Genomic DNA, 22,312 nt, shown 5'->3' on the forward strand with positions numbered 1-22,312 from the left:
CGCGGCTATTTTAGCCCGCCCTGGCACCCGGAAAGTGATTTGAGCCTGACGCAGCGTTCCCGAACCACCCTTGCCCTCGCCATTGACTGGCTGTTGCCGACCCTGGCCTGGATCGCCGGCGTGCTGGGCATGGTGGCGCTTTGGACCGCCGTGTCGCTGGCCCTGCGCAGCCCGAGCGGCTGGCTGGCGCTGGTCGCCGCGGTGGACCTGGCCCTGCTGCTGCGGCTGGCGGCGATGCCGCCGGGCCGCTGGCGGGCCGTCGCCGCCGTCGCCGGGACCGCCCTGGCGATCGTCCTGGGCTACTGGTTCCATGCGGCGATCACGATGGGCCTGATGCTGGGCCTGCAGCCGGTGGAGTCGGCCCTGCGCCTGGGGCCGGTGCTGGCCGGGGAGCTGATCCGCCAGGCCACCAGCTACTGGGACCTGGCCTGGGCGGCCATCGCCCTGCCCCTGGCCTGGAAGCTGGCGCGCTAGACGCCCCACGAAAAAGGCCCGCACCAGGCGGGCCTTTTCGGCTGCGTCGCACCCCGGGGTCAGGGCCGGCGCGCGAGCTCGGCTTCGACGTCGGCCTTGGCCTTGGGCATCAGGTCCTGCTTGGTCACGCCCAGCAGCAGCAGGATCGGGCAGGCCAGCAGGATCGAGCTGAGCGTGCCGATGATCACGCCGATCATCTGCGACTCGGCCATGCCCTTGAGCGAGTGGCCACCGTAGACGTACAGCGCCAGCACCGTCAGGAAGGCCACGAACGAGGTGATGATCGTGCGCGACAGGGTCTGGTTGATGGACCGGTTCAGCACTTCCTTGGGCTCGAGCTTGTTGAGCAGGCGGAAGTTCTCGCGGACGCGGTCGAAGACGACGATGGTGTCGTTGATCGAGAAACCCATCACCGACAGGATGCCGGCCAGCACGGTCAGGTCGAACTCGTGCTGGGTGATCGCGAACCAGCCGCAGACCACCAGCACGTCGGCCATCGTCGCCAGCACGGCGGCGATGGCGAACTTGAACTCGAAGCGGACGGCGATGTAGGCCAGGAATCCCAGGGCCACGAAGATGGTCGCGTAGATGCCGTTGAGCGCCAGTTCGTTGCCGATCTGCGGGCCGACGAAGTCGCTGCGGATCACCTGGCCGGGATTGTCCGGCGTCTGCGCCACCGCGAGGATGGCCATGCCCGACTGCGCGCTGTTGTCGGCGTCCTGCGGCGAGGCGCCCTCGGCCATTTCCGGCGGCTGCAGACGGATGACGATGTCGTTGCCCGAGCCGAAGGTCTGCACGATCGGGCTGTCGTAGCCCGCGGCGTCCAGGCGCGAACGGATGCCTTCGACGTCGGCCGGCTTCTCGAACTCGATTTCCACCAGCGTACCGCCGGTGAAGTCGAGCGCGTAGTTGAAGCCCTTGGTCGACAGGGCGACGACGGAGGTGACCATCATCAGGACGAACGCGGCGACCGCGAGGTGCCGGAAGCCCATGAAATTGATCTTGGTATTGGACGGGAAGAGTTCCACGCCGTCTCTCCTGGAGTTCGTTTAGATCGAGACCTTGGCAAGCTTCTTGCGCTTGCCGTAGATCAGGGTGGCGATGCCGCGCGAGACGGAAACCGCGGTGTACATCGAGGTGATGATGCCCAGCATCAGCGTGATGCCGAAGCCGCGGATCGGGCCGGAGCCGAACACCGCCATCGCCAGGCCCGCCAGCAGCGCCGTGGTATTGGCGTCGGTGATGGTGCCCGAGGCCTTGTCATAGCCGTTGGCGATGGACGCAAGCGGCGTATTGCCGTTTCGCAACTCCTCGCGGATACGTTCGTTGATGAGCACGTTCGCATCCACCGACAGGCCCACGGTGAGCGCGATGCCCGCCAGGCCCGGCAGGGTCAGCGTGGCACCGATGATCGACATCAGCGCCACCACCATCAGCAGGTTCAGCAGCAGCGCCAGGTTGGTGACGATGCCGAAGGTCTTGTAGTAGATGAGGAAGAACACCAGCACGAACATGAAGGACCAGAACACCGCCTGGGTACCGGCGGCGATGTTCTCGGCACCCAGGCTCGGGCCGATGATGCGTTCTTCGATGATCACCATCGGCGCCGCCAGCGAGCCGGCGCGCAGCAGGCGGGCCAGGTCGGTGGCTTCCTGCTGGCTGTCCAGGCCGGTGGTCTGGAAGTTCTTGCCGAACACGCCCTGCAGGACCGCGGCGTTGATCACTTCCTCGTTGACGCGGCTGGTGATCACTTCCTTGCCATCGACCATGCGCACGTCGGGGATGGTTTCGATGTAGACCGCGGCCATCAGCTGGCCGACGTTCTCGCGGGTGTGCGCCAGCATCCGGTTGCCGCCGGAGCTGTTGAGTTCGATCTGCACCGCCGGCCGGCCGCTCTGCGGGTCCGGGCTGGAGGTGGCGTTGACCAGCTGGTCGCCCGAGACGATGACCCGGCGCGAGAGCAGGATCGGGCGGCGGTTGCCGGCCGCGTCGAGATCGCGGCTGTAATACAGGCGCGCGTTGGGCGGCACGACGCCGGTCGCGGCGGCCTGCTGGGCCTGGTTGCCGTAGTCGATGACGTGGCGGTATTCGAGGGTGGCGGTGGCGCCGATCAGCTTGCGCGCCTCGGCGGTGTCCTGCACGCCGGGCAGCTGCACGACGATGCGGCTCTCGCCCTGGCGCTGGATGACCTGCTCGCCGACGCCCAGGCTGTTGATGCGGTTGTCCAGGGTGGTCCGGTTCTGCTCGATCGCCCCGTCCATGATCGACTGGACCAGGGTCGGGGTCAGACGCGCCAGCAGGCGGCCGGGCTCGGATTCGTCGACTTCCAGCTGCAGCTCCGGCGCTTCGCGCTGGATCGCCGAGAACACGGCGCCGACGTCTTCCGGGTTCTTCAGCACCACCTGGATGCCGTCGGCGGTGCGCGAGACGCTGGTGTAGGCAAACTTGCCTTCGCGCAGCACGCCCGAGATCTCATCGGCGAAACCATTGCTGCGCTTGTCGATGGCGGCCTGCTGGTCCACTTCCAGCAGGAAGTGCACGCCGCCCTGGAGGTCCAGGCCCATGGACATGGCCCGGGCACCGAAGACCGACAGCCAGTCGGGCACGGTGGACGCCATGTTCAAGGCCACGGTGTAGTCCTTGCCCAGCGTGTCGCGCAGCACCTCGATGGCGCGGGACTGGCCGTCGGCGTCCTCGGCGCGCACCACCAGCCGCTCGCCCTCGATGGCGACGGACTTGGCGGGAACCTGCTGCTGGTCGAGCGCCGCACTGACGCGCAGGACCAGGGCCTCGTCGACGGTGCTGCCTCGGTTGGCCGCGATCTGCACCGCCGGGTCCTGGGGATACAGGTTGGGCAGGGAATAAAACGCGGAAAGGGCGATCAGGATCGCGGCGAGGACGTACTTCCAGGTGGCGTACTGAAGCATGGGCGACAACCGTTGGCGGCCCGATCAGGGCCGAGGATGATTCGGATGGGGGCGGTTCAGGCGGACTTCAACGTGCCCTTGGGCAGGACCGCGGTGATGGCGCCACGCTGGATCTTGATGCTGACCTTGTCGGCGACCTCGACGGTGACGAACGACTCACCCAGGTCCTCGATGCGGCCGGCCATGCCGCCGCTGGTGAGCACTTCGTCGCCCTTCTGGAGCTTGGCGACCAGTTCGCGGTGCTCCTTGGCCTTCTTCATCTGCGGGCGCAGCAGCAGGAACCAGAAGACGACGAACAGCAGGATCAGCGGCAGCAGGCTCATCAGGGGGTTGCCCTGGGCGGCGCCACCGGCCTGGGCGGCCGCGGGGGAAACAAACAAATCGAGCAGGTTCATGGACTTGCGTATCCAGTAGAAAAGACCAGCGGGCAAGTATGCCACAGCCCGGAGCGCTCCCCCTCGGGGGGCTTGAGTCCCAAAGCTCCGGGCCTTGCCCGTCGGGCAAGCAGGGCTTGGGATCGTGGTGCCTTCGCGGGTGGAGGCAGCGTGCAGTCGCCCTGACCGACACGCCGCAAGTACCTCCATGTAGGCTCTTCGTCGACGTCCTTGTCTCCGAAGGTCGGCCAGGGCGACTGCACGCTACCTCCTCGAAATGACGTCGTGGCCGCCGGGCAAGCAGGCGGGAAGCCACCTTCGGAGACGACTGTCGGCATCCAGTGAGTGCCGCACCCCTGGCACTTCGACGCGAAGCGTCGGGCTGGCAACCTGCGGCCCGTGATGGAGTGGGAGCGACCCGGCCGTGAGCTAGTCATGGATGACGCTTGGTCCCGGCCGGGCGGCGAGGACGTAGCGTGCGCGGCGGCGCCTCCGACGAATGCCCCAAGGGCCGCCCTGCTTGCCCACAGGGCAAGCCCAGGGACTTGGGACTGAAGTCCCTCCCGCAGGCGGGGTCAGTCGGGAGCGCGGGCGGCGTGGAAGGCGGCGCGGAAGTCCTGGAAGCGGCCGGCGTCGATGGCGGCGCGGATGTCGCGCATCAGCTGCTGGTAGTGGTGCAGGTTGTGGATGGTGGCGAGCATCGCGCCCAGGATCTCGCCGCAGCGTTCGAGGTGGCGCAGGTAGGCGCGCGAGTAGCCGTTGGCGCAGGTGTAGCAGGTGCAGCCTTCCTCGATCGGACGCACGTCGTTTTCGTACTTCGCGTTGCGGATCTTCACCTGCCCCCCGCGCACGAAATAGTGGCCAGTGCGCGCGTGCCGGGTCGGCATCACGCAGTCGAACATGTCGATGCCGCGCGCCACCGCCTCGACGATGTCCTCGGGCCGCCCCACGCCCATCAGGTAACGCGGCTTGTCCGCCGGCAGCTGCGGGCACAGTGCGTCCAGCGTCGCCTCGCGCTCCTCGGCGGGCTCGCCCACCGCCAGGCCGCCCACGGCATAGCCGTCGAAACCGATGTCGATCAGGCCGGCCGCCGAGCGGGACCGCAGTTCCGGCCAGGTGCCGCCCTGGACGATACCGAACAGCGCCGCGTCATTGCCTTCGTGGGCCCGCTTGCTGCGCTCGGCCCAGCGCAGGCTCAGCTCCATCGACGTCCGGGCCACCGGTTCGGTCGCTGGGTACGGCGTGCATTCGTCGAAGATCATCACGATGTCCGAGTCCAGCGAACGCTGCACCTGCATGCTCACTTCCGGCGACAGGAACACCTTGGCGCCGTCGGTGGGCGAAGCGAAGGCCACGCCCTCCTCGCTGATCTTGCGGCGCTTGGCCAGCGACCAGACCTGGAAGCCGCCGCTGTCGGTCAGGATGGGGCCGTTCCACTTGCAAAAGCCGTGCAGCCCGCCGTGTGCCTCGATGACCCGGGTGCCCGGCCGCAGCCAGAGATGGAAGGTATTGCCCAGGATGATTTCCGCGCCCAGCTCGCGCAGTCCTTCGGGAAACATCGCCTTGACCGTGCCGTAGGTGCCCACCGGCATGAAGGCCGGCGTTTCGACCGTGCCGCGCGGGAAGTGCAGCCGGCCGCGCCGGGCGGGACCGTCGTTGCCCAGGGGCTCGAAGCGCATCCGGCTCATGCCGGCTGGTCCGGGAACAGCAGCATGGCGTCGCCGTAGCTGAAGAAACGGTAGCGCTCGCGCACGGCATGCGCGTAGGCGGCCAGCACGCGCTCGCGCCCGGCGAAGGCGGAGACCAGCATCATCAGCGTGCTTTCCGGCAGGTGGAAGTTGGTGACCAGGGCATCGACGGTGCTGATGCGATGACCGGGGAAGATGAAGATGTTGGTGTCGCCGGCGTAGGGTTTCAGGGCACCGTCGCGGGCCGCGGTTTCCAGCGCCCGCACCACCGTCGTCCCGACCGCGACCACCCGCCCGCCGGCCGCGCGGGTGCGCGCGACCTGCTGGCACAGATCGGCGCCGACGTTGAGCCATTCGCTGTGCATGGTGTGTTCGCGAATCGATTCGACCCGCATCGGCTGGAAAGTGCCTGCGCCGACGTGCAGGGTGACGTGGCCGAATTGCACGCACTTGGCCTGCAGCGCCGCCAGCAGCGGCTGGTCGAAATGCAGCCCGGCGGTGGGCGCCGCCACCGCGCCGGTGTGGCGCGCGAACAGGGTCTGGTAGCGCTCGAGGTCTTCGCGGCCGGCCTCGCGCTGGATGTACGGCGGCAGCGGCATGCGACCGGCGCGCAGCAGCAGTTTTTCCAGCGGTTCGTCGGTCAGGAAGCGCAGGCGATAGAACTCGCCCTCGCGGCCCAATACTTCCAGCGTCGTGCCTTCGTCCAGGGTGATGCGGCCTCCGGGCTTGGGCGACTTGCTGGCGCCGACCTGGGCCAGCACCTCGTGCCCGCCGAGCAGGCGCTCGAGCAGGATCTCGACGCGGCCGCCGCTGTCCTTGGTCCCGAACAGGCGCGCCGGGATCACCCGCGTGTCGTTGAAGACCAGCAGGTCGCCCGGCTGCAGGTATGCCGGAAGATCGCGGACATGCCGGTCCTGGTAGCCGGCGTCGCCCGGCGGCACCACCAGCAAGCGGCTGGCGGAGCGTTCGGCGAGCGGCGCCTGCGCGATCAGCTCGGGCGGCAGGTCGAAATGGAAGTCGGACTTCTTCACTGGAAACCGATGCAGCAGCGGGGGCGGCATTATCGCCGGGAAGGGCGGCCGCGGGTTGAATCAGCGGGCCGACCGGACCCATTGGCGATGGCTTGCCAGGCAAATGATGCCAAAAACCGCCTCGACCACCGCTCCCGCCAATGCGCCGGCGAACGCCGTGGCGTTCAACGGGGCCAGGACCATACCCGTGCCGGCAAGCGCCAGGCCCAGGACCCAATAGAGCCGCATGCCGTAAAGGGTGGCGAACACAAGGTAACGGCCACCGATGATCAGCAGCATGGCCGGAAAGAACAGGCTCGGCTGCCTGGTGCTGAGCAGGTAGGCGATGGGCAGGCAGAAGATGAGCCAGAAGGTGCTCGCCCCGGCCAGCAGGCCCAGCGGGTTGCCCTTTTCGTGCCCGCCGCGCGAACCCAGGAGCTTGCACAGGAGCAGGCCAACCGGATGGATGAACACCCCTCCGACCAGAAGCGCCCAGACTGCCTTCTCGGGAGAGGCCAGCAACGCCACTCCCGCTGCGACGAACCAGGCGAGCGCGGACGCCAGGATGCCGGTGGCTCCGCTGTAATAGCCCTGCCGCATATCGGACTGCGCATGCGCAACGGTCATCGTCATGTTCAAAGCCATCCTTTCGCCCTCGCCACCCTGTAAGCCTCGATTCGGTTTTCGGCGCCAAGCTTGCCGATCGCCTCGGAAAGATAGTTGCGCACCGTGCCCTGGCCCAGGTGCAGTCGTTCGGCGATGTCGGCGGTCTTGACGCCCTCGCCGGCCAGCCGCAGCACCTGCCGTTCGCGCTCGGTCAGCGGGTCGTCCTCGCCCCAGGCGGCCACTGCCAGCTGCGGATCGATGGCCCGGCCACCGGCGTTCACCTCGCGCAGGGCGCGGGCCAGCTGCGCCGACGGCGCGTCCTTGAGCAGGTAGCCGCGCACGCCGGCATCAAGCGCCCGGCGCAGGTAGCCGGCGCGGGCGAAGGTGGTCAGGATCACCACGCGGGTCGTTGATTGCGCCGCCTGCAGTTTGATCGCCAGGTCCAGGCCGGTCATGCCGGGCATCTCGATGTCGGTGACCAGCAGGTCGGGACGATGGGCCTGCACCGCCTGCCAAGCCGCGTCGCCATCGCCGGCTTCGGCCACGACCTCGAGGTCGGGTTCCAGACCCAGCAGCGCCGCCAGCGCGCCGCGCACCATGCCCTGGTCTTCGGCCAGCACCAGGCGGATCACGGCGACGGCCCCTGCAGGGCGAGCCGCGGCAGGCTCAGCACCAGGCGCGTGCCGGCGCCCGGCGTCGAGTCGAAGACCAGTCCGCCCCCCAGGGCGGCGAGGCGTTCACGCATGCCGGCCAGGCCGGTATTGGGTTCGATGGCGCCACCCCGGCCATCGTCACTGATGCCCAGGCGCACGCCCTCGGCGTCGGCACTGAGTTCGACGTCGACGCGCCGGGCGCGGGCATGGCGCAGGATGTTGGTGACCGCTTCGCGCAGGCCCAGGGCCAGCACCGACTCGGCTTCGGGGGTCAGCGCCACGGGGGCGATGCGCTGGTCGAGCCTGACGTCCGCCGACAGCAGCGCCAGCCGCGCCGCCGCAAGCTCGGCCAGCAGGCCGGTGGCGCGGATGCCGACCACGGCTTCGCGCACCTGCGACAGCGCCTGGCGCGCAACCGTTTCGACTTCGCCGATCTGCCGGCGGGCCGCCGCCGGATCCTTGTCCACCAGACGCCCCGCCAGTTCGCTCTTGATCGCGACCAGCGACAGCGTGTGGCCCAGCAGGTCGTGCAGGTCGCGGCCGATGCGTTCGCGTTCGGCCATCGCCGCCAGGCGGGCGACTTCCTGCTGGGTCAGGCGCAGCTCGGCGTTGCGACGGGACTTCTCCCGCGAATAGAGGGTGCCCGCCAGGACCAGGCCACCGATGATGGCCGACATGCCGCTCCAGGCAAGGGCCAGCTGGGGCCTGGGCATCAGCCACCAGAACTCGGCCGCCAGCAGCGCCATCAGTCCAGCCGCCACCACGATGGCCAGGCGCGGGCGGAAGGCCCAGCCGACCATGCCGCAGGCGTAGATGAGGAAGGTGTGGCCGCCGGGGTTGAAGGGCACCAGGCCATAGCCGACCGCCGCGACCCCCAGGGCCAGCCAGGGCCGAAGCGTCGGCGAGGCGCGATAGAAGCCGAAGTGCATCGGCAGGAACACCGCGATCGCGACCACGCTGGCCACCAGCAGCCGGGAGACGCCGACCGGCGCGAAAGCCAGCGGCAGGAACACGAAGACCAGGTAGGCCAGCGTCACCCACGGGCTGTCGTGGATGTCGTCGCCGTTCGCCGGCTTCGGCCTGCTGTCTGTGTGTACGAGCGCTGTCATTGGCCGAGACATTATCGGATTTACCGGTGCAAGCGCCGGCGGCGGCTCAGAGGCGGCGCAGCCGGTAGGCGGCGACCACCAGCAAGAGCACGGTCGTGGCGGCCAGCACCGTCGCGTGCAGCAGGTAGTTGACGCCCTGGACCTGGCCGATGACGCCCAGCGCCATCTGCGCCAGGTGGTAGGCCGGCCACACCACGGCCAACTTCTGCACCAGCGCCGGGAAGACGAAGATCGGCATCCACAGGCCCGACAGCACCGACATCGGCAGGTAGATCAGGTTGACGATGGCGACCGCGGCCTGGCCTTTCACCAGGGTGCCGATGAGCAGGCCCAGCGCACAGAAAGGCGCGGTGCCCAGCAGCAGCACCGACAGGAGCTTGAACCACACCAGCGGTTCGATCCGCACGCCGCCGAAGCCGATCGCGGCGATCGACAGCAGGCAGACCACCGCCAGCCCGAACACCAGGCTCATGGCGATCTTGGCCAGGAAGTAGGCGAAGGCCGGCATCGGCGAGACCCGCTTGAGTTCGAGCAGGCCGCGCTCGCGTTCGATGGCCAGGCCGACGCCAAAGCCGAACAGCGCCGGTCCGATGACGCCGAAGGCGCCATACGTCGCCAGCAGGTAGGCGGACTTCTCGTAGTCGCCCCACTTGCCCGGCAGCAGGATCGCGAACAGCACGTAGAACACCACGGGAAACGCCAGCGACGGGATCGCGAAGGCCGGCGTGCGAAGTACGCCCAGCAACTCGTACCAGGCTTCCAGCGCGTGGATGCGCCAGGCCGACGGGGCGGGAAAGGGGGTCGTGTTCATGCGGCGTCCTCCAGCGGGGCCTGGGCGGTGATCGAAAGCACGGCGTCTTCCAGCGGCAGCGGCCGCACTTCCAGTTCGGACAGCGCCGGATCGGCGGCGAGCCAGCGGCGCAGCACGGTTTCGGCGTCGCGGCTGAGCAATTCGACGCGACCGTCGTGCTCGCGGGCGGCGTCCACGCCGGGCCATGCGCCGAGTTCGGCCAGGCCGAGGCGGCTGCGCGCGATGATGCGCTTGCCGTCGGCGCGCGCCTTGATCTGGGCGGGACTGCCTTCGGCCAGGACACGGCCGGACGCCATCAGCACGATGCGGTCGGCCAGCGCGTCGGCCTCTTCCAGGTAATGGGTGGTGAGCACGATCGCGGTACCCTCGTCGCGCAGCCGCCGGATGACCTCCCAGAAGGCGCGGCGTGCCTCGACGTCCAGGCCGACCGTGGGCTCGTCGACGAACAACAGCGGCGCGCGACCGCAGATCGCCAGCGCGAACTGCACCCGCTTCTTCTGGCCGCCGGACAGGGCGCCGTAGGACCGCCGGGCCAGGTCGCTCACCCCGGCCAGGGCCAGGGTGTCGTCGACATGGCGCGGCGACGGGTAATAGCTCGAATACAGGCGCACGTGTTCGGCGACGCGCAGGGTGTCGGTCAGGTCGCCGTCCTGCAGCATCACGCCGATGCCGCGGCGCACATGGGGTTGGCGCGGATCGGCGCCGAACAGTTCGACGGTGCCGGCGTCGGCGCCGATGCGTCCGGTCAGCAGGCCCAGGGCGGTGGTCTTGCCGGCGCCGTTGGCGCCCAGCAGGGCCAGCACTTCACCGGCACGCACGACCAGGTCCACGCCGGACAGGGCCTGCACCGGACCGTAGGACTTGCTGGCGCCCGCCAGGCGGGCGAGCACGGGTCGATCGGATCGTGAAGCAGTCATGGCGGACTCCTGGATGGCCTGGCGCCAGTCTTCGCGTCCGCCGCATCCGGGGGCAGTGGCGGCCGTCAGCAAGCGCGGGTGACAGCTGTCACCCGGCGCCTCCGGTTTCAAACGCACGGGGGTTACGCGGCCCCCTGCGCGGTGGTAATATCGGCCCCAAGTCTTTGATTTTCAACGCAAGACCCGACGCGCGAGGGCCTTCCTCGCGTTTTGTTTTGGGTCCGGAGAACGCCATGAACCTGCTCGAGATCCTCAAGCCGCTGCGCAGCCGCGCCGGCACCGTTCGCACCCCTGGCCTCGACGACGCCAGCCTGCAGCGCCTGGGGGCGCGATTCCCCGAGCTGGTCGAAGCCGCCAAGGCTGCCGCCGAGGCCCACGCCGCCCTGGCCACCGAGTTCGCCGACCTGTTCGATCTCGACGAACAGGCCCAGGTGGAGGCCGTGCAGGCCGGCTTCGTCAACTTCTATCCCGACGACGCCGTCAATCCCTACGTCGCCCTGGCCGCGCGCGGCCCCTGGATCGTCACGCTCAAGGGCGCGGTGATCCACGACTCCGGCGGCTACGGCATGCTCGGCCTGGGCCACACGCCGGCGCCGCTGCTGGAGGCGATGTCCCGGCCGCAGGTGATGGCCAACGTCATGACGCCGTCGCTGTCGCAGCTGCGCATCGTGCGCGCGCTGCGCAAGGAAATCGGCCACCGCCGCGATGAATGCCCGTACGCGAAGTTCCTGTGCCTGAACTCGGGTTCGGAGTCGGTGTCGCTGGCCGGCCGCATCGCCGACGTCAACGCCAAGCTGCACACCGACGCCGGTGGCCGCCACGCCGGCAAGCGGGTCAAGCGCGTCGCCGTCAAGGGCGCCTTCCACGGCCGCACCGAACTGCCGGCGCTGTACTCGGATTCCTCGCGCAAGAACTACCTGCAGCACCTGGCCAGCTACCAGCACCACAACGACCAGCTGCTGGTCGTCGAGCCGTATTCGGTCGAAGGCCTCAAGCAGGTCTTCGCCGACGCCGACGCCAATGGCTGGTACATCGAGGCGATGTTCCTGGAGCCGGTGATGGGCGAAGGCGACCCGGGCCGCGCCGTGCCGCCGGAGTTCTACGCCGCCGCGCGCGAACTGACCAAGGCCCACGGCACGCTGCTGCTGGTCGACTCCATCCAGGCCGGCCTGCGCGCCCACGGCGTGCTGTCGATCGTCGACTACCCGGGTTTCGAAGGCCTGGAAGCGCCGGACATGGAAACCTATTCCAAGGCGCTCAATGGCGGCCAGTACCCGCTGTCGGTGCTGGCGGTGAACGAACGCGCCGCGGGCCTGTACCGCAAGGGCGTGTACGGCAACACCATGACCGCGAACCCGCGCGCGCTGGACATCGCCGCGGCGATGCTGGGCCAGCTGACGCCGGAACTGCGCGCCAACATCCGCGACCGCGGCCAGGAGTTCCTGGACAAGCTGGCCGCGCTGCGCGACGAACTGGGCAATGGCCTGATCACCAAGGTCCAGGGCACCGGCCTGCTGTTCTCCTGCGAACTCGACCCGTCCTTCAAGTGCTTCGGCGCCGGTTCCACCGAGGAGTACATGCGCGAGCGCGGCATCGGCGTCATCCACGGCGGCACCAATTCCTTGCGCTTCACCCCGCACTTCGCGGTCACCAGCGAGGAAGTGGACCTGGTCATCGACAACATCCGCCAGGCCCTGCTGCACGGTCCCCGCAAGACCCAGGCCGCTGCAGCCTGAAGCCTGAAGACGCCGGACTGAAAATCTAAAGTCCGGCGGCGCGCCGCCACAGCATCCGGGTGAGCGGCGGCAGCCGGCCGGCCAGGCCCAGGGCGTGGCCGCGCAACAGGGTCGGCGCCAGGACGTCGTTGCTGAAGACGCGATTGATGGCGTCGAATGACCACGCGGCCAGCGTGTTCTCGCTGTGGCGCGTGCGCGCCCATCGCGCCAGGCGATGCGGCGCCGCGATGTCGACGCCCCGCGCCAGGGCGCGCTGCCATTCGACCCGGAGCGCGGCGACGTCGCGCAGGCCCAGGTTCACGCCCTGCCCCGCCAGCGGATGCACGACATGGGCGGCGTCACCGGCCAGCACCACGCGGCCGGCCACCAGCTTGTTGGCCAGCTGACGGCGCAGCGGAAAGGCCACGCGCCGCGAGACCGAGGTGACCTCGCCGAGGCGGGCGTCGAAGGCGCGCGTGAGTTCGCGCCGGAAACTTTCTTCGTCAGCATCGAGCAATCGCTGCGCTTGCGAATCAGGCAGGGTCCAGACGATCGAGCAGCGGCCGTCGGCGATGGGCAGGAAAGCCAGCGGGCCCGTCGGCAGGAAACGCTGCCAGGCGGTGTCCTCGTGCGGGCGCTCGGTGCCTACATAGGCCACCAGGCCGCGCTGGCCGTAATCGTGGGCCTGGGCCTCGAGCCCGGCGCAAGCGCGCACCTTCGATGCCGCGCCATCGGCGCCCAGCACCAGCCGGGCATGCAGCACGGTGCCGCTGGCCAGGTGCACGGTGGCAAGTGATTCGTCTTGTTCGATCGTGGCCAGGCTGTCCGGGCAAAACCGGTGGATGCCGGCCTCGCGACCGCAGGCCGCCCACAGCCGGTCGACCAGCAACGCATTTTCGACGATGTGGCCCAAGGCCGGCCGGCCGAAGGCGTCGGCGTCGAAACACAGTTCACCGCCGCCGGCCGCATCCCAGACGCGCATCCTGCGGTAGGGATGGGCCCGGGCCGCCCGGATGCCTTCCCACGCGCCCAGATCGTCGAGCAGGGCGGCGTTGTCGGGCGCGAAGGCATATACCCGCAGGTCCGGCGCGGCGGCGTCCCAGTCCGACGGCGCATGCGCCTCCACCAGGGCCACGCGCAGGCCGTCCCGGGCCGCGGCCAGCGCAGCGGCGGCGCCGACCACGCCGGCACCGACCACGACCAGGTCGAACGGGTCGCGCCGACTCACGGGCGCGGCCTCGACAGCGCCGGCACGTCGCCGCGATAACCCATGGCCCCGGCCGCCAGCGGCGCTGCCAGCCCGGGCAGGTGACCCAGCGCCACCAGCCCCAGCGAGCGCAGCACGTGCATCGGGAACCCATCGTTGGCGGTGGCGCGCGCCAGGCCGTCACTGAAGGCCAGCGTGCGTTCGCGGTCTTCCCGCCGCGACGCCGCGTAGGCAGCCAGCCGCGCCGGCTCGCCCGGGTCGCCGCCGTCCAGGCGCTGGGCCAGTGCCAGCGCGTCGCGCAAGCCAAGATTGAACCCCTGCGCACCGATCGGATGGATCGACTGCGCGGCGTTGCCCATCAGCACCGCGCGCGGCGCGACGATGCGGTCGGCGACGATGCGCGCCAGGGGGTAGGCACTGCGTTTGCCAACCCGGCGCACGCGGCCTGCGCGCCACCCGAAACGCTGCTGGAAATAATCGGCGTAGGCGGCGTCGTCCAGCGCCAGCACGGCTTCGGCCTGCCCGCGCGCCACGGCGCAGATGGCGCCGTAGTGGCCACCGGCCATCGGCAGCAGGGCCACCGGGCCCTGTTCGGTGAATCGTTCCCAGGCGGTGCCGTCCGGCGCACGGTCGGTGGCCAGGCTGCAGACCAGCAGCGTCTGGCCGTAGTCGTGTTCATCCGTGCCGATGCCCAGGGCGGTTCGCGCCAGCGACCGGTTGCCGTCGGCGGCCACCAGCAGCTTCGCGCGCAGTGCCTGGCCGCCGGAGGTCGGGTCGAGCTGCACGCGCGGACCGTCGGGGTCCGGCGTCACCGCGACGACGGTGGCCGGCCGGTGGCGGACCAGGCCTTGCACGCCGGCCAGCCGGGACTCGAGGGCCTCGCCGAGCTCGCGTGCCAGCACGACGCCGCCGAAGGCCTCGTGGCCCATCTGCGCGGCGTCCAGGCGCACGGCGCCGAAGTCGCCGGCCCGGCTGACGTGCACGCGCCGAATCGGTGCCGGCGGCGTCGCCAGCCTCGGCAGGATGTCCAGCGACGCCAGCGCGTTCAGACTGGCCGCCGCCAGCGCCAGCTTGCGCTCGTCGAAACCCGGGGCGCCGCTGGCCGGGGCACTGGCCTCGACCTGGCCGATGCGCCAGCCGCGACCGTCGAGCGCGCAGGCCAGCGCGCTGCCGACCAGGCCGCCGCCGAGGATGAGGATGTCGTGGTCGAAGCCGTCGTCGCGTGGCATGCCGCGCATGATACGCGCCCTCGCCCGGGCGCCGACGATGCCGCGGCAGTTCCGTTAGAATGCCGGCCTGGCCGCTGCCCTGACGGAATCCTTTGCCCATGACCTCGATCACCCGCCCCCGCCTGGCCCTGTTCACCGTGCTTGCACTGGTGATGGCCGCCACCCGGTTCAACCACTTCGGCATGGTGCCGGATGCGTCCTGGGCGGTGTTCGCGCTGGGTGGCTTCTACCTGGCCGCCAATACGCGCTGGGCGTTCCCGGCGCTGATGGTGCTCGCGGTCGCGGTCGATTACGTCGTCATCACCGGCACCGGCGCCAACTTCTGGACCCACTACTGCGTCTCGCCCGGCTACTGGATGCTGCTGCCGGCGCACTTCGCCCTGTGGGCGGCGGGCGCGGGCCTGCGCAAGTTCGGCCAGGACAAGCCGCTGCGCGTGCTGGCAGGCCTGGCGCCGGCGCTGTTGCTCGGCGTGGCGACCTGCCACCTGTTCGCCCAGGGCGGCTTCTACTGGCTGTCCGATTCGGTGGCCAACCCCAGCGTCGCCGGCTGGGCCAAGAACTACGCCGACTGGTTCATGCCCTACCTCGGCACCACCGCCCTCTACGTCGGCCTGGCCGTCGTCGTGCACGCGCTGGTGAGGGCTGCGCAGCGCATGGCCGCCGCACGCGCCGGCGGCCTGGCGGGCTGAACCCGCGATGGGCAACCGCCTGTCCAAGATCTACACCCGCACCGGCGACGACGGCAGCACCGGCCTGGGCGACGGTACCCGGGTGGCCAAGGACTCGGCCCGCGTCACCGCCTACGGCACCGTGGACGAAGCCAACAGCGCGATCGGCGTGGTCCTGGCCTGCGACATCCCCGACGACATCCGCCACGTCCTGGTGGCCGTGCAGCACCAGCTGTTCGACCTCGGCGGCGAGCTGTGCATCCCGGGCCATGCGGCCATCCACGACGCCGACATCGACCGCCTCGAAGCGCACCTGGACGGCTTCAACGCCGAACTGCCGCCGCTGAAGGACTTCATCCTGCCCGGCGGCGGCCTGCCGGCGGCACACTGCCACATGGCACGCACCATCTGCCGTCGCGCCGAGCGCGAAACCGTGACGCTTTCGCACCACGATGCCGTGCGTCCGGAAGCCATCCGTTACCTCAACCGGCTCTCGGACCTGCTGTTCGTGCTCGCCCGGGTGCTGGCGCGCGCCAGCGGCCACGGCGAGACGACCTGGAACCACGAGCGCCGCAAGGGCTGAGCTTGCTGCTCTACACCCATCCGGCCTGCCTCGCCCACGACCCCGGCCCCGGGCATCCCGAATGCCCGGCGCGGCTCGAGGCCGTGCTGCACGCCGTCCGCGCCGCCTACCCCGAGCTGCCCTGGCGCCAGGCGCCGGCCGCCACCCGCGATGCCCTGCTTCGCGTCCACGACCCGCACCTCCTGGCGGCGGTGCTGGACGAGGCCGGCCTCGGCCCCCACCGCCTGGATGAAGACACGGCGCTTTCGGAAGGCTCGTCCGAAGCCGCCCTGCGCGCCGCCGGCGCGGGCGTCGCCGCCGTTGATGCACTGATGGCCGGCGACGACGTACAGGCGTTCTGCGCGGTCCGTCCGCCCGGGCACCACGCCACCCGCACGACCCCGATGGGCTTTTGCCTGTTCAACGCCGTGGCGGTCGCGGCCGCGCATGCGGTACACGCGCACGGCCTGCAGCGGGTGGCGATCGCCGATTTCGACGTGCACCACGGCAACGGCAGCCAGGACATCTTCGCGGACGACCCGCGGGTGATGTACCTGAGCTCGCACCAGTCGCCGCTGTACCCCAATTCCGGCGACCCGGCAGAACGCGGCGTCGGCAACCTGGCCAATGCCGTGCTGCCGCCCGGCGCCGTCGGTGCCGACTTCCGCCGCGTCTGGCGCGAGGACCTGCTGCCACGCCTGGAAGCGTTCGCGCCGCAGCTGGTGCTGGTCTCGGCGGGCTTCGACGGCCATCGGCTCGACCCGCTGGCCGACCTGTCGCTGGAAGCCGCCGACTACCACTGGCTGTCGGCGGAACTGGCCGGGGTTGCCCGGCGGCACGCCGGCGGACGCCTGGTTTCCCTGCTTGAAGGCGGCTACAGCCTGTCGGCGCTGCGGGCCTGCAGCGTCGCCCATCTCCAGGGCCTGCTCGCGCCAGGCTGAGCCCCGGCGCTGCGACCGTGTTGCCCCGCCCGGCGGCATGGGCGAAGCTATCGCGTCTTTTCCCCGGATGTCCCCGTGCGCCGCCCAGCCCTTCGCCTGCTCCCGATCTGCCTGGCCATGGCCTGCGCCGCGCGCGCCCAGGACCCCGCCCCGCCCGCCTGGGAATTCTGCCCCGACACCGGCACCCTGCCGCTGTATCGCCCGCTGCCTGCCGAGGGCACGGCGCCGGCGGATCCGGCCACGGACGTCAGCGCCCTGCACCTGGACGTCAGCGAACAGGAAGTCACCGTGCTGACCGGCGAGGTCGAACTGATTCGCGGCGAGCAATGGCTCGGCACGGAAAAACTGACCTACGACCACGGCAAGCAGACCTTCCAGACCGGCGGGCCGGCCCGCTACCAGGACCGCGGCCTGCGCCTGCACGCCGCCCGCGCACGTGGCGACCAGCGCGCCGACGTGGTGCAGCTTGATGACGTGGACTACCAGTTCAACCAGCAGGCCGGCAACGGCCGCGCCGACGCCATCGAGCTGCGCGGCCAGCAGGGCACGCTGACCGGCGCGATCTATTCGACCTGCCCGCCGGCGCAGCGCCAATGGGAATTCCGCGCCAGCCGCATCGACATCGACCAGGCCGAAGGCCTGGGCACGGCGCGCAATGCCACCCTGCGGGTCGGCGGCGTGCCGGTGCTCTGGCTGCCCTGGGTGCGCTTCCCGACCGACGACCGGCGCCGCACCGGCCTGCTCAGCCCGACCATCGGCTACGACGACCGCAATGGCTTCGAGTACGAACAGCCGATTTACCTCAACCTGGCCCCGAACTACGACGCCACCTTGTCGCCGCGCTGGTTGTCCGACCGCGGCCTGATGCTGGGCGCGCAGTTCCGCTACCTGGGTCCGCGCGACGCCCGCGGCGAACTCAACGGCACCTGGCTGCCCGACGACGACCTGGCCAAGCACGACCGCGGCCTGCTGCGCTGGCGCCACGACGACCGGCTGAACCAGCACTGGAACCTGCGCGCGAACATCAACCACGTCAGCGACGACGAGTATTTCGTCGATTTCGGCGACTCCCTGCCCAACTCCAGCATCACCCTGCTTGAAAGCTCCCTGGGCGTGTACGGCCGGGGCCTGGGCTGGGACGCCAGCCTGCAGGTGCAAAGCTGGCAGGTGGCCAGTCCGCTGCTGCCGGACGCGGCGGCACCCTACCGCCGCCTGCCCGAAGCGCGCCTGCGCTGGGCAAGCCCGTTCGCGCGCTGGTTCGAAGCCGGCGTGGACGCCGAGGCGGTTCGCTTCGAGTCCGAATTCCGCGACGGCGGCAACCGCCTCGACCTGATGCCCTGGGTGCAGATGCCCCTGGGCGGTGCCGCCTGGTTCGCCACGCCGCGCCTGGCCTGGCGCTACACCGCGTATTCGCTCGACCAGTCCCTGGTGCCGCCCGGCGGCGACGACAACCCCGATCGCAGCCTGCCGGTGATGAGCCTGGACATGGGCGCGTTCTTCGAGCGCGACTTCGGCTTTGGCGACGGCCGCTACGTGCAGACGCTCGAGCCCCGGCTTTATTACCTGAACGTGCCCTACCGGGACCAGGACGACCTGCCCCTGTTCGACACCCGCCCGCTGACCTTTTCCTGGCCGGGCCTGTTCCGCGACAACCGTTTCGCGGGTGCCGACCGGGTCGGCGACGCCGACCAGGCCACCGTGGCGGTCACCAGCCGCGTCCTCGATGCCGACAGCGGCCGCGAATTGTTCAGCTTCGGCCTGGGCCGCATCCATTATTTCGACCCCCCGCGGGTGACGGTGCCCGGCGGTCCGCTGTTGTCCGAGGAGGGCTCGTCCTGGGTCGCCGAGGCCAGCGTGTCGCCGACCGACCGCTGGTCGCTGGGCCTGGCGCACCAGTGGGACCCGGACAGCGAAAGCACCCATCTGTCGGCCGTGCGCAGCCAGTGGCGTTTCGGCCAGCGGGGGCTGGTGAACGCCTCGTACCGCTACCGCGCCGACCTGGTCGAGCAGGCCGACCTGTCCTTCGTGCTGCCGATCCGCGAGCAGTGGACCCTGCTGGGCCGCTGGAACTATTCGCTGCGTGAACGCCAGAGCCTGGAGGCCCTGGCCGGCATCGAGTGGAAGAGCTGCTGCGTCGCGGTCCGGGTCCTTGGCCGCCGCTACGTGCGTGAATTCAGCAGCGAGCAAAGCACCGGCATCTATCTTGAGATCGAGCTGAACGGCGTCGGCAGCTTCGGCCGCGACACGGGCCGCCTGCTCGATGATGCTATTCTCGACTATTCCCGTTGATACCCGTGGCGCCGGAGCCCCAGACTGCATGAACAAGGTTTTCACCCCCTTCCTGGCCGCCCTGCTGGCGCTGTCCACCGTCCTGGTCCCGGTCACTGCGCCGGCCCAGGAAACCACCCCGATCGACGGCATCGTCGCGGTCGTGGATGAAGACGTCATCCTGCGCAGCGAACTCGACCGCGCGGTCGCCAACATCACCGCCCAGTACGCCAACCAGCCGGGCCAGCTGCCGCCGCGCGACGTGCTCGAACGGCAGGTGCTCGACCGCCTCGTGCTCTCGCGCCTGCAGCTCGCCCGTGCCCGCGACTCCGGCATCCGGGTCGCCGACGGCGAACTGGCCCAGGCCATCGAATCGGTCGCCGCCCGCAACCAGATGAGCCAGGACCAGCTGCGCGCGCGGCTGGCCCAGGACGGCCTGAGCTACGACGAGTTCCGCAGCAGCCTGCGCGACGAGCTCCTGCTCGAGCGCCTGCAGCAGCGCTACGTGCAGAGCCGCGTCCAGGTCAGCGAGGCCGAGATCGACCAGCTGCTGGCCGTGCGCGAGATCGGCGGTCCGGAAGTCCGCCTGGCCAACATCATCGTCGCCCTTCCCGACGGCGCCAACGCCGAGGAAGTCGCCACCGCCCAGAAGAAGGCGCGCGACATCAAGACCGTCGTCGAACGCGGCGACATCGACTTCGCCGCCGCCGCCATCCGCTTCTCGGATGCGCCCAACGCGCTCGAGGGCGGCGACATCGGCTGGCGCACCTTCGACGCCATCCCGCCGGCCTTCGTCGGCCTGATCCAGCAGCTGCAGAAGGGCCAGATCTCCGAACCCATCCGCGGCCCGGGCGGCTACCAGCTGATCCAGCTGGTCGACACCCGCGAGGCGGGCGTGCAGACCATGACCGAGTTCAACGCCCAGGGCATCCTCATCCGCGCCACGCCGACGGTGCCGTCCGAAACCGCCCGCCAGAAGGCCGAGGCGCTGCGGGCCCGCATCGTGGCCGGCGAAGACTTCGGCAAGCTGGCCCGCGAGCACTCCGAGGACACCATGAGCCGCAACGATGGCGGCGACATGGGTTGGTTCCCGGTCAACGCCTGGGGTACGTCCGTGGGCAACCAGCTCATGCAGCTCCAGGACGGCGAAGTGTCCCAGCCTTTCCAGAGCGAAGTGGGCTGGCACATCATCAAGCGCCTTGGCTCCCGCGAGCAGGACGTCACCGAACAGAACCGCCGCAACCAGGCCCGCGAGATCATCGCCCAGCGCAAGGCCGAGGAAGAGTTCGAACGTTTCCTGCGCCAGCTGCGCGCCGAAGCCTTCGTCGAGAGCCGCCTGACGGGCGCCTGAGCCATGCGACCGCGGCTGGCCCTGGTTCCGGGTGAGCCGGCCGGCATCGGTCCCGAACTCTGCGTCCGGCTGGCCCAGCGTCCGCGCGAGGCCGAGCTGCTGGCCTATGCCGACCCCGACACCCTGCTCGCCGCCGCGGCGGCGCTGGACCTGCCGCTCCGGCTCAAGCCGGCCGGCGAGACCAGCGGCCCGGGCGAACTCGCGGTCGAGCCGGTGCCGCAGCAGCGGCCGGTACGCTTCGGCCAGGCCGACCCCGCCAATGCCGGGGCCGTGGTCGCGGCGCTGGAACGGGCGGCCGCCGCCTGCCTGGCGGGCGATTGCCACGGCCTGGTCACCGGCCCGGTGCACAAGGCCAGCATCAACCAGGGCGGCATCGCCTACACCGGCACCACCGAACTGCTGGCCCGCCAGGCCGGCGTCGACGTGGTGATGATGCTGGCCAGGCCGGGGCTTCGGGTGGCGCTGGCCACCACCCACCTGCCGCTGCGCGACGTCGCCGATGCCATCACCCGCGAAGGCCTGGCCCGCTGCCTGCGCATCACCGATGCGGCGCTACGCCGGGATTTCGGCATCGCCAGGCCGCGCATCGCGGTGCTGGGCCTGAACCCGCATGCCGGCGAGGACGGGCACCTGGGCCGGGAGGAAATCGACACCCTCATCCCCTGCCTGCAGGCGCTGCGCGCCGAAGGCCTGGACCTCGAGGGGCCGCTGCCGGCGGACACGGCCTTCCTGCCGGCGAAACTGGCCGGCTTCGACGCGGTGCTGGCCATGTACCACGACCAGGGACTGCCGGTGCTCAAGCACGGCGGCTTCGAGCAGGCGGTGAACATCACCCTGGGCCTGCCCTACCCGCGCGTGGCGGTCGACCACGGCACCGCACTCGACCTGGCGGGCAGCGGCCGCGCCGACCCGTCCAGCCTGTTCGCCGCCGTCGACCTGTGCAGCCTGCTTGCCGCCCGGAGGATCCCCGCATGAGCCACTTCAAGGCGCCGCCGAAAAAGAACCTGGGCCAGCATTTCCTGACCGACCGGCAGTACATCGACATGATCGTGCTGGCGGTGGATCCGCAGCCGGGTGACCGCCTGGTCGAGATCGGCCCCGGCCAGGGAGCAATCACGTTCCCCTTGCTTCGCCGCCACGGCGAACTGACGGTGATCGAGTTCGACCGCGACCTGATCACGCCGCTGATGGAAGCCAGCGAAGGCGTGGGCCGCCTGACCGTGATCCACAAGGACGTGCTGCAGGTCGACTTCGGCAAGCTGGCCGCCGACGATGGCCATGCCTCGGGGCAGATCCGGCTGGTCGGCAACCTGCCCTACAACATTTCCTCGCCCATCCTGTTCCATGCGCTCGAGCACGCCGGCGCGGTGCGCGACATGCATTTCATGCTGCAAAAGGAAGTGGTGGACCGGATGGCCTGTGGCCCCGGCAGCAAGGTATATGGCCGCCTGGGCGTGATGCTGCAGGCCTACTGCAAGGTGGAATCCCTGTTCGACGTGCCGCCAGGCGCGTTCAGGCCGCCGCCGAAGGTCGATTCGGCCGTGGTGAGGCTGGTGCCGCTGCCGGCCGGCGAGGTCGGCATCAGCGACCACGCCCTTTACGCCCGCGTCGTGCGCGACGCCTTCGGCCAGCGCCGCAAGACCCTGCGCAATGCCCTGCAGCAGGTTTGCAGCAGCGCCGACATCGAAGCCGCCGGCCTGCGTCCGGACGCCCGCGCCGAACAGATCGCGGTGGTCGAGTTCAAGCAACTCGCCAACTACCTGTCGGCGCTGCCCCCGGAGCGCCGTACTGCGTAGAATGGC

21 protein-coding genes are annotated in these 22,312 nt (G+C 70.1%); 9 read left to right on the forward strand and 12 right to left on the reverse strand.

Annotation, left to right across the window (positions count from 1 at the left end; all coding sequences use genetic code 11):
- The first annotated feature begins 39 nt into the window (after nucleotides 1–39).
- Complete coding sequence (locus tag N788_RS04685; protein ID WP_051924363.1) at nucleotides 40–474, forward strand: hypothetical protein; 435 nt, start codon at nucleotides 40–42, stop codon at nucleotides 472–474.
- A gap of 59 nt (nucleotides 475–533) precedes the next feature.
- On the opposite strand, the gene secF is transcribed toward N788_RS04685, so the two are convergent.
- From secF to N788_RS04735, 10 genes are all read right to left on the reverse strand, one after another.
- On the reverse strand, nucleotides 534–1,466 hold the full coding sequence (secF, locus tag N788_RS04690; RefSeq protein ID WP_051924374.1) for a protein translocase subunit SecF: 933 nt from the start codon (nucleotides 1,464–1,466) through the stop codon (nucleotides 534–536).
- Nucleotides 1,467–1,523: 57 nt separating this feature from the next.
- The gene (gene secD, locus N788_RS04695; protein WP_034221638.1) at nucleotides 1,524–3,401 is read right to left on the reverse strand and encodes a protein translocase subunit SecD; all 1,878 of its coding nucleotides are present in this window, start codon (nucleotides 3,399–3,401) and stop codon (nucleotides 1,524–1,526) included.
- Between the two features lie 56 nt (nucleotides 3,402–3,457).
- The gene (yajC, locus tag N788_RS04700; protein ID WP_152560376.1) at nucleotides 3,458–3,796 is read right to left on the reverse strand and encodes a preprotein translocase subunit YajC; all 339 of its coding nucleotides are present in this window, start codon (nucleotides 3,794–3,796) and stop codon (nucleotides 3,458–3,460) included.
- A 554-nt stretch (nucleotides 3,797–4,350) separates the two neighbouring features.
- Nucleotides 4,351–5,463 (reverse strand): tRNA guanosine(34) transglycosylase Tgt, encoded by a 1,113-nt coding sequence (gene tgt, locus N788_RS04705; protein WP_034221640.1) that lies wholly within the window; start codon nucleotides 5,461–5,463, stop codon nucleotides 4,351–4,353.
- On the reverse strand, nucleotides 5,460–6,524 hold the full coding sequence (gene queA / locus N788_RS04710; RefSeq protein WP_034221642.1) for a tRNA preQ1(34) S-adenosylmethionine ribosyltransferase-isomerase QueA: 1,065 nt from the start codon (nucleotides 6,522–6,524) through the stop codon (nucleotides 5,460–5,462). The genes tgt and queA overlap by 4 nt, the downstream gene beginning before the upstream one ends.
- A 30-nt stretch (nucleotides 6,525–6,554) precedes the next feature.
- Nucleotides 6,555–7,106 carry a DUF7010 family protein gene (locus N788_RS04715; protein WP_051924364.1) on the reverse strand — a complete coding sequence of 184 codons (552 nt, stop codon included), beginning with the start codon at nucleotides 7,104–7,106 and terminating at the stop codon, nucleotides 6,555–6,557.
- 2 nt (nucleotides 7,107–7,108) lie between these two features.
- Nucleotides 7,109–7,711 (reverse strand): response regulator transcription factor, encoded by a 603-nt coding sequence (locus N788_RS04720; RefSeq protein WP_034221645.1) that lies wholly within the window; start codon nucleotides 7,709–7,711, stop codon nucleotides 7,109–7,111.
- On the reverse strand, nucleotides 7,708–8,841 hold the full coding sequence (locus N788_RS04725; RefSeq protein ID WP_051924365.1) for a sensor histidine kinase: 1,134 nt from the start codon (nucleotides 8,839–8,841) through the stop codon (nucleotides 7,708–7,710). Before N788_RS04725 ends, N788_RS04720 begins: the two co-directional genes overlap by 4 nt.
- A gap of 46 nt (nucleotides 8,842–8,887) precedes the next feature.
- Nucleotides 8,888–9,652, reverse strand: a complete 765-nt coding sequence (locus tag N788_RS04730; RefSeq protein WP_034221652.1) for an ABC transporter permease — start codon at nucleotides 9,650–9,652, stop codon at nucleotides 8,888–8,890.
- On the reverse strand, nucleotides 9,649–10,569 hold the full coding sequence (locus N788_RS04735; protein WP_034221752.1) for an ABC transporter ATP-binding protein: 921 nt from the start codon (nucleotides 10,567–10,569) through the stop codon (nucleotides 9,649–9,651). Before N788_RS04735 ends, N788_RS04730 begins: the two co-directional genes overlap by 4 nt.
- A 233-nt stretch (nucleotides 10,570–10,802) precedes the next feature.
- On the opposite strand from N788_RS04735, the gene N788_RS04740 reads away from it, so the two are divergent.
- Entirely contained in the window at nucleotides 10,803–12,305 is a 1,503-nt protein-coding gene (locus N788_RS04740) for an aminotransferase class III-fold pyridoxal phosphate-dependent enzyme (RefSeq protein ID WP_034221656.1), read from the forward strand.
- 25 nt (nucleotides 12,306–12,330) lie between these two features.
- Here the strand turns inward: N788_RS04740 and N788_RS04745 are convergent, their stop codons facing one another.
- Nucleotides 12,331–13,512, reverse strand: a complete 1,182-nt coding sequence (locus N788_RS04745) for an FAD-dependent oxidoreductase (RefSeq protein WP_034221658.1) — start codon at nucleotides 13,510–13,512, stop codon at nucleotides 12,331–12,333.
- Nucleotides 13,509–14,720, reverse strand: coding sequence for a 2-octaprenyl-6-methoxyphenyl hydroxylase (gene ubiH, locus N788_RS04750; protein ID WP_034221660.1), 1,212 nt, complete (start codon nucleotides 14,718–14,720; stop codon nucleotides 13,509–13,511). Before ubiH ends, N788_RS04745 begins: the two co-directional genes overlap by 4 nt.
- A gap of 98 nt (nucleotides 14,721–14,818) precedes the next feature.
- On the opposite strand from ubiH, the gene N788_RS04755 reads away from it, so the two are divergent.
- The 7 genes from N788_RS04755 to rsmA all read left to right on the forward strand — a co-directional run bounded on the left by N788_RS04755 (nucleotide 14,819) and on the right by rsmA (nucleotide 22,306).
- Nucleotides 14,819–15,409, forward strand: coding sequence for a hypothetical protein (locus N788_RS04755; RefSeq protein WP_034221754.1), 591 nt, complete (start codon nucleotides 14,819–14,821; stop codon nucleotides 15,407–15,409).
- A gap of 7 nt (nucleotides 15,410–15,416) precedes the next feature.
- On the forward strand, nucleotides 15,417–15,971 hold the full coding sequence (locus tag N788_RS04760; protein WP_034221662.1) for a cob(I)yrinic acid a,c-diamide adenosyltransferase: 555 nt from the start codon (nucleotides 15,417–15,419) through the stop codon (nucleotides 15,969–15,971).
- A 2-nt stretch (nucleotides 15,972–15,973) separates the two neighbouring features.
- Nucleotides 15,974–16,891, forward strand: a complete 918-nt coding sequence (locus N788_RS04765) for a histone deacetylase family protein (RefSeq protein WP_034221664.1) — start codon at nucleotides 15,974–15,976, stop codon at nucleotides 16,889–16,891.
- A gap of 75 nt (nucleotides 16,892–16,966) precedes the next feature.
- Entirely contained in the window at nucleotides 16,967–19,180 is a 2,214-nt protein-coding gene (gene lptD, locus N788_RS04770; RefSeq protein WP_034221756.1) for an LPS assembly protein LptD, read from the forward strand.
- A 28-nt stretch (nucleotides 19,181–19,208) separates the two neighbouring features.
- A complete protein-coding gene (locus N788_RS04775) occupies nucleotides 19,209–20,510 on the forward strand; it encodes a peptidylprolyl isomerase (protein ID WP_034221667.1) in 1,302 nt (433 codons plus the stop codon).
- A gap of 3 nt (nucleotides 20,511–20,513) precedes the next feature.
- Nucleotides 20,514–21,485 carry a 4-hydroxythreonine-4-phosphate dehydrogenase PdxA gene (gene pdxA / locus N788_RS04780; RefSeq protein ID WP_034221669.1) on the forward strand — a complete coding sequence of 324 codons (972 nt, stop codon included), beginning with the start codon at nucleotides 20,514–20,516 and terminating at the stop codon, nucleotides 21,483–21,485.
- Nucleotides 21,482–22,306, forward strand: coding sequence for a 16S rRNA (adenine(1518)-N(6)/adenine(1519)-N(6))-dimethyltransferase RsmA (gene rsmA / locus N788_RS04785; RefSeq protein WP_051924366.1), 825 nt, complete (start codon nucleotides 21,482–21,484; stop codon nucleotides 22,304–22,306). The genes pdxA and rsmA overlap by 4 nt, the downstream gene beginning before the upstream one ends.
- Nucleotides 22,307–22,312 lie beyond the last annotated feature (6 nt).

Origin of the sequence: Arenimonas donghaensis DSM 18148 = HO3-R19 (assembly GCF_000743535.1) — a bacterium.
GTDB classification, from domain to species: Bacteria; Pseudomonadota; Gammaproteobacteria; order Xanthomonadales; family Xanthomonadaceae; genus Arenimonas; species Arenimonas donghaensis.

What these genes read in the sequence shown, in the direction of transcription:
- N788_RS04725 (WP_051924365.1), bottom strand. Translation starts at nt 8,841, where the DNA reads ATGACAGCGCTCGTACACACAGACAGCAGGCCGAAGCCGGCGAACGGC.
- N788_RS04715 (WP_051924364.1), bottom strand. Translation starts at nt 7,106, where the DNA reads ATGACGATGACCGTTGCGCATGCGCAGTCCGATATGCGGCAGGGCTAT.
- secD (WP_034221638.1), bottom strand. Translation starts at nt 3,401, where the DNA reads ATGCTTCAGTACGCCACCTGGAAGTACGTCCTCGCCGCGATCCTGATC.
- rsmA (WP_051924366.1), top strand. Translation starts at nt 21,482, where the DNA reads ATGAGCCACTTCAAGGCGCCGCCGAAAAAGAACCTGGGCCAGCATTTC.
- pdxA (WP_034221669.1), top strand. Translation starts at nt 20,514, where the DNA reads ATGCGACCGCGGCTGGCCCTGGTTCCGGGTGAGCCGGCCGGCATCGGT.
- secF (WP_051924374.1), bottom strand. Translation starts at nt 1,466, where the DNA reads ATGGGCTTCCGGCACCTCGCGGTCGCCGCGTTCGTCCTGATGATGGTC.
- tgt (WP_034221640.1), bottom strand. Translation starts at nt 5,463, where the DNA reads ATGAGCCGGATGCGCTTCGAGCCCCTGGGCAACGACGGTCCCGCCCGG.
- N788_RS04775 (WP_034221667.1), top strand. Translation starts at nt 19,209, where the DNA reads ATGAACAAGGTTTTCACCCCCTTCCTGGCCGCCCTGCTGGCGCTGTCC.
- N788_RS04740 (WP_034221656.1), top strand. Translation starts at nt 10,803, where the DNA reads ATGAACCTGCTCGAGATCCTCAAGCCGCTGCGCAGCCGCGCCGGCACC.
- yajC (WP_152560376.1), bottom strand. Translation starts at nt 3,796, where the DNA reads ATGAACCTGCTCGATTTGTTTGTTTCCCCCGCGGCCGCCCAGGCCGGT.
- N788_RS04735 (WP_034221752.1), bottom strand. Translation starts at nt 10,569, where the DNA reads ATGACTGCTTCACGATCCGATCGACCCGTGCTCGCCCGCCTGGCGGGC.
- ubiH (WP_034221660.1), bottom strand. Translation starts at nt 14,720, where the DNA reads ATGCCACGCGACGACGGCTTCGACCACGACATCCTCATCCTCGGCGGC.
- queA (WP_034221642.1), bottom strand. Translation starts at nt 6,524, where the DNA reads ATGCCGCCCCCGCTGCTGCATCGGTTTCCAGTGAAGAAGTCCGACTTC.
- N788_RS04760 (WP_034221662.1), top strand. Translation starts at nt 15,417, where the DNA reads ATGGGCAACCGCCTGTCCAAGATCTACACCCGCACCGGCGACGACGGC.
- N788_RS04730 (WP_034221652.1), bottom strand. Translation starts at nt 9,652, where the DNA reads ATGAACACGACCCCCTTTCCCGCCCCGTCGGCCTGGCGCATCCACGCG.
- N788_RS04755 (WP_034221754.1), top strand. Translation starts at nt 14,819, where the DNA reads ATGACCTCGATCACCCGCCCCCGCCTGGCCCTGTTCACCGTGCTTGCA.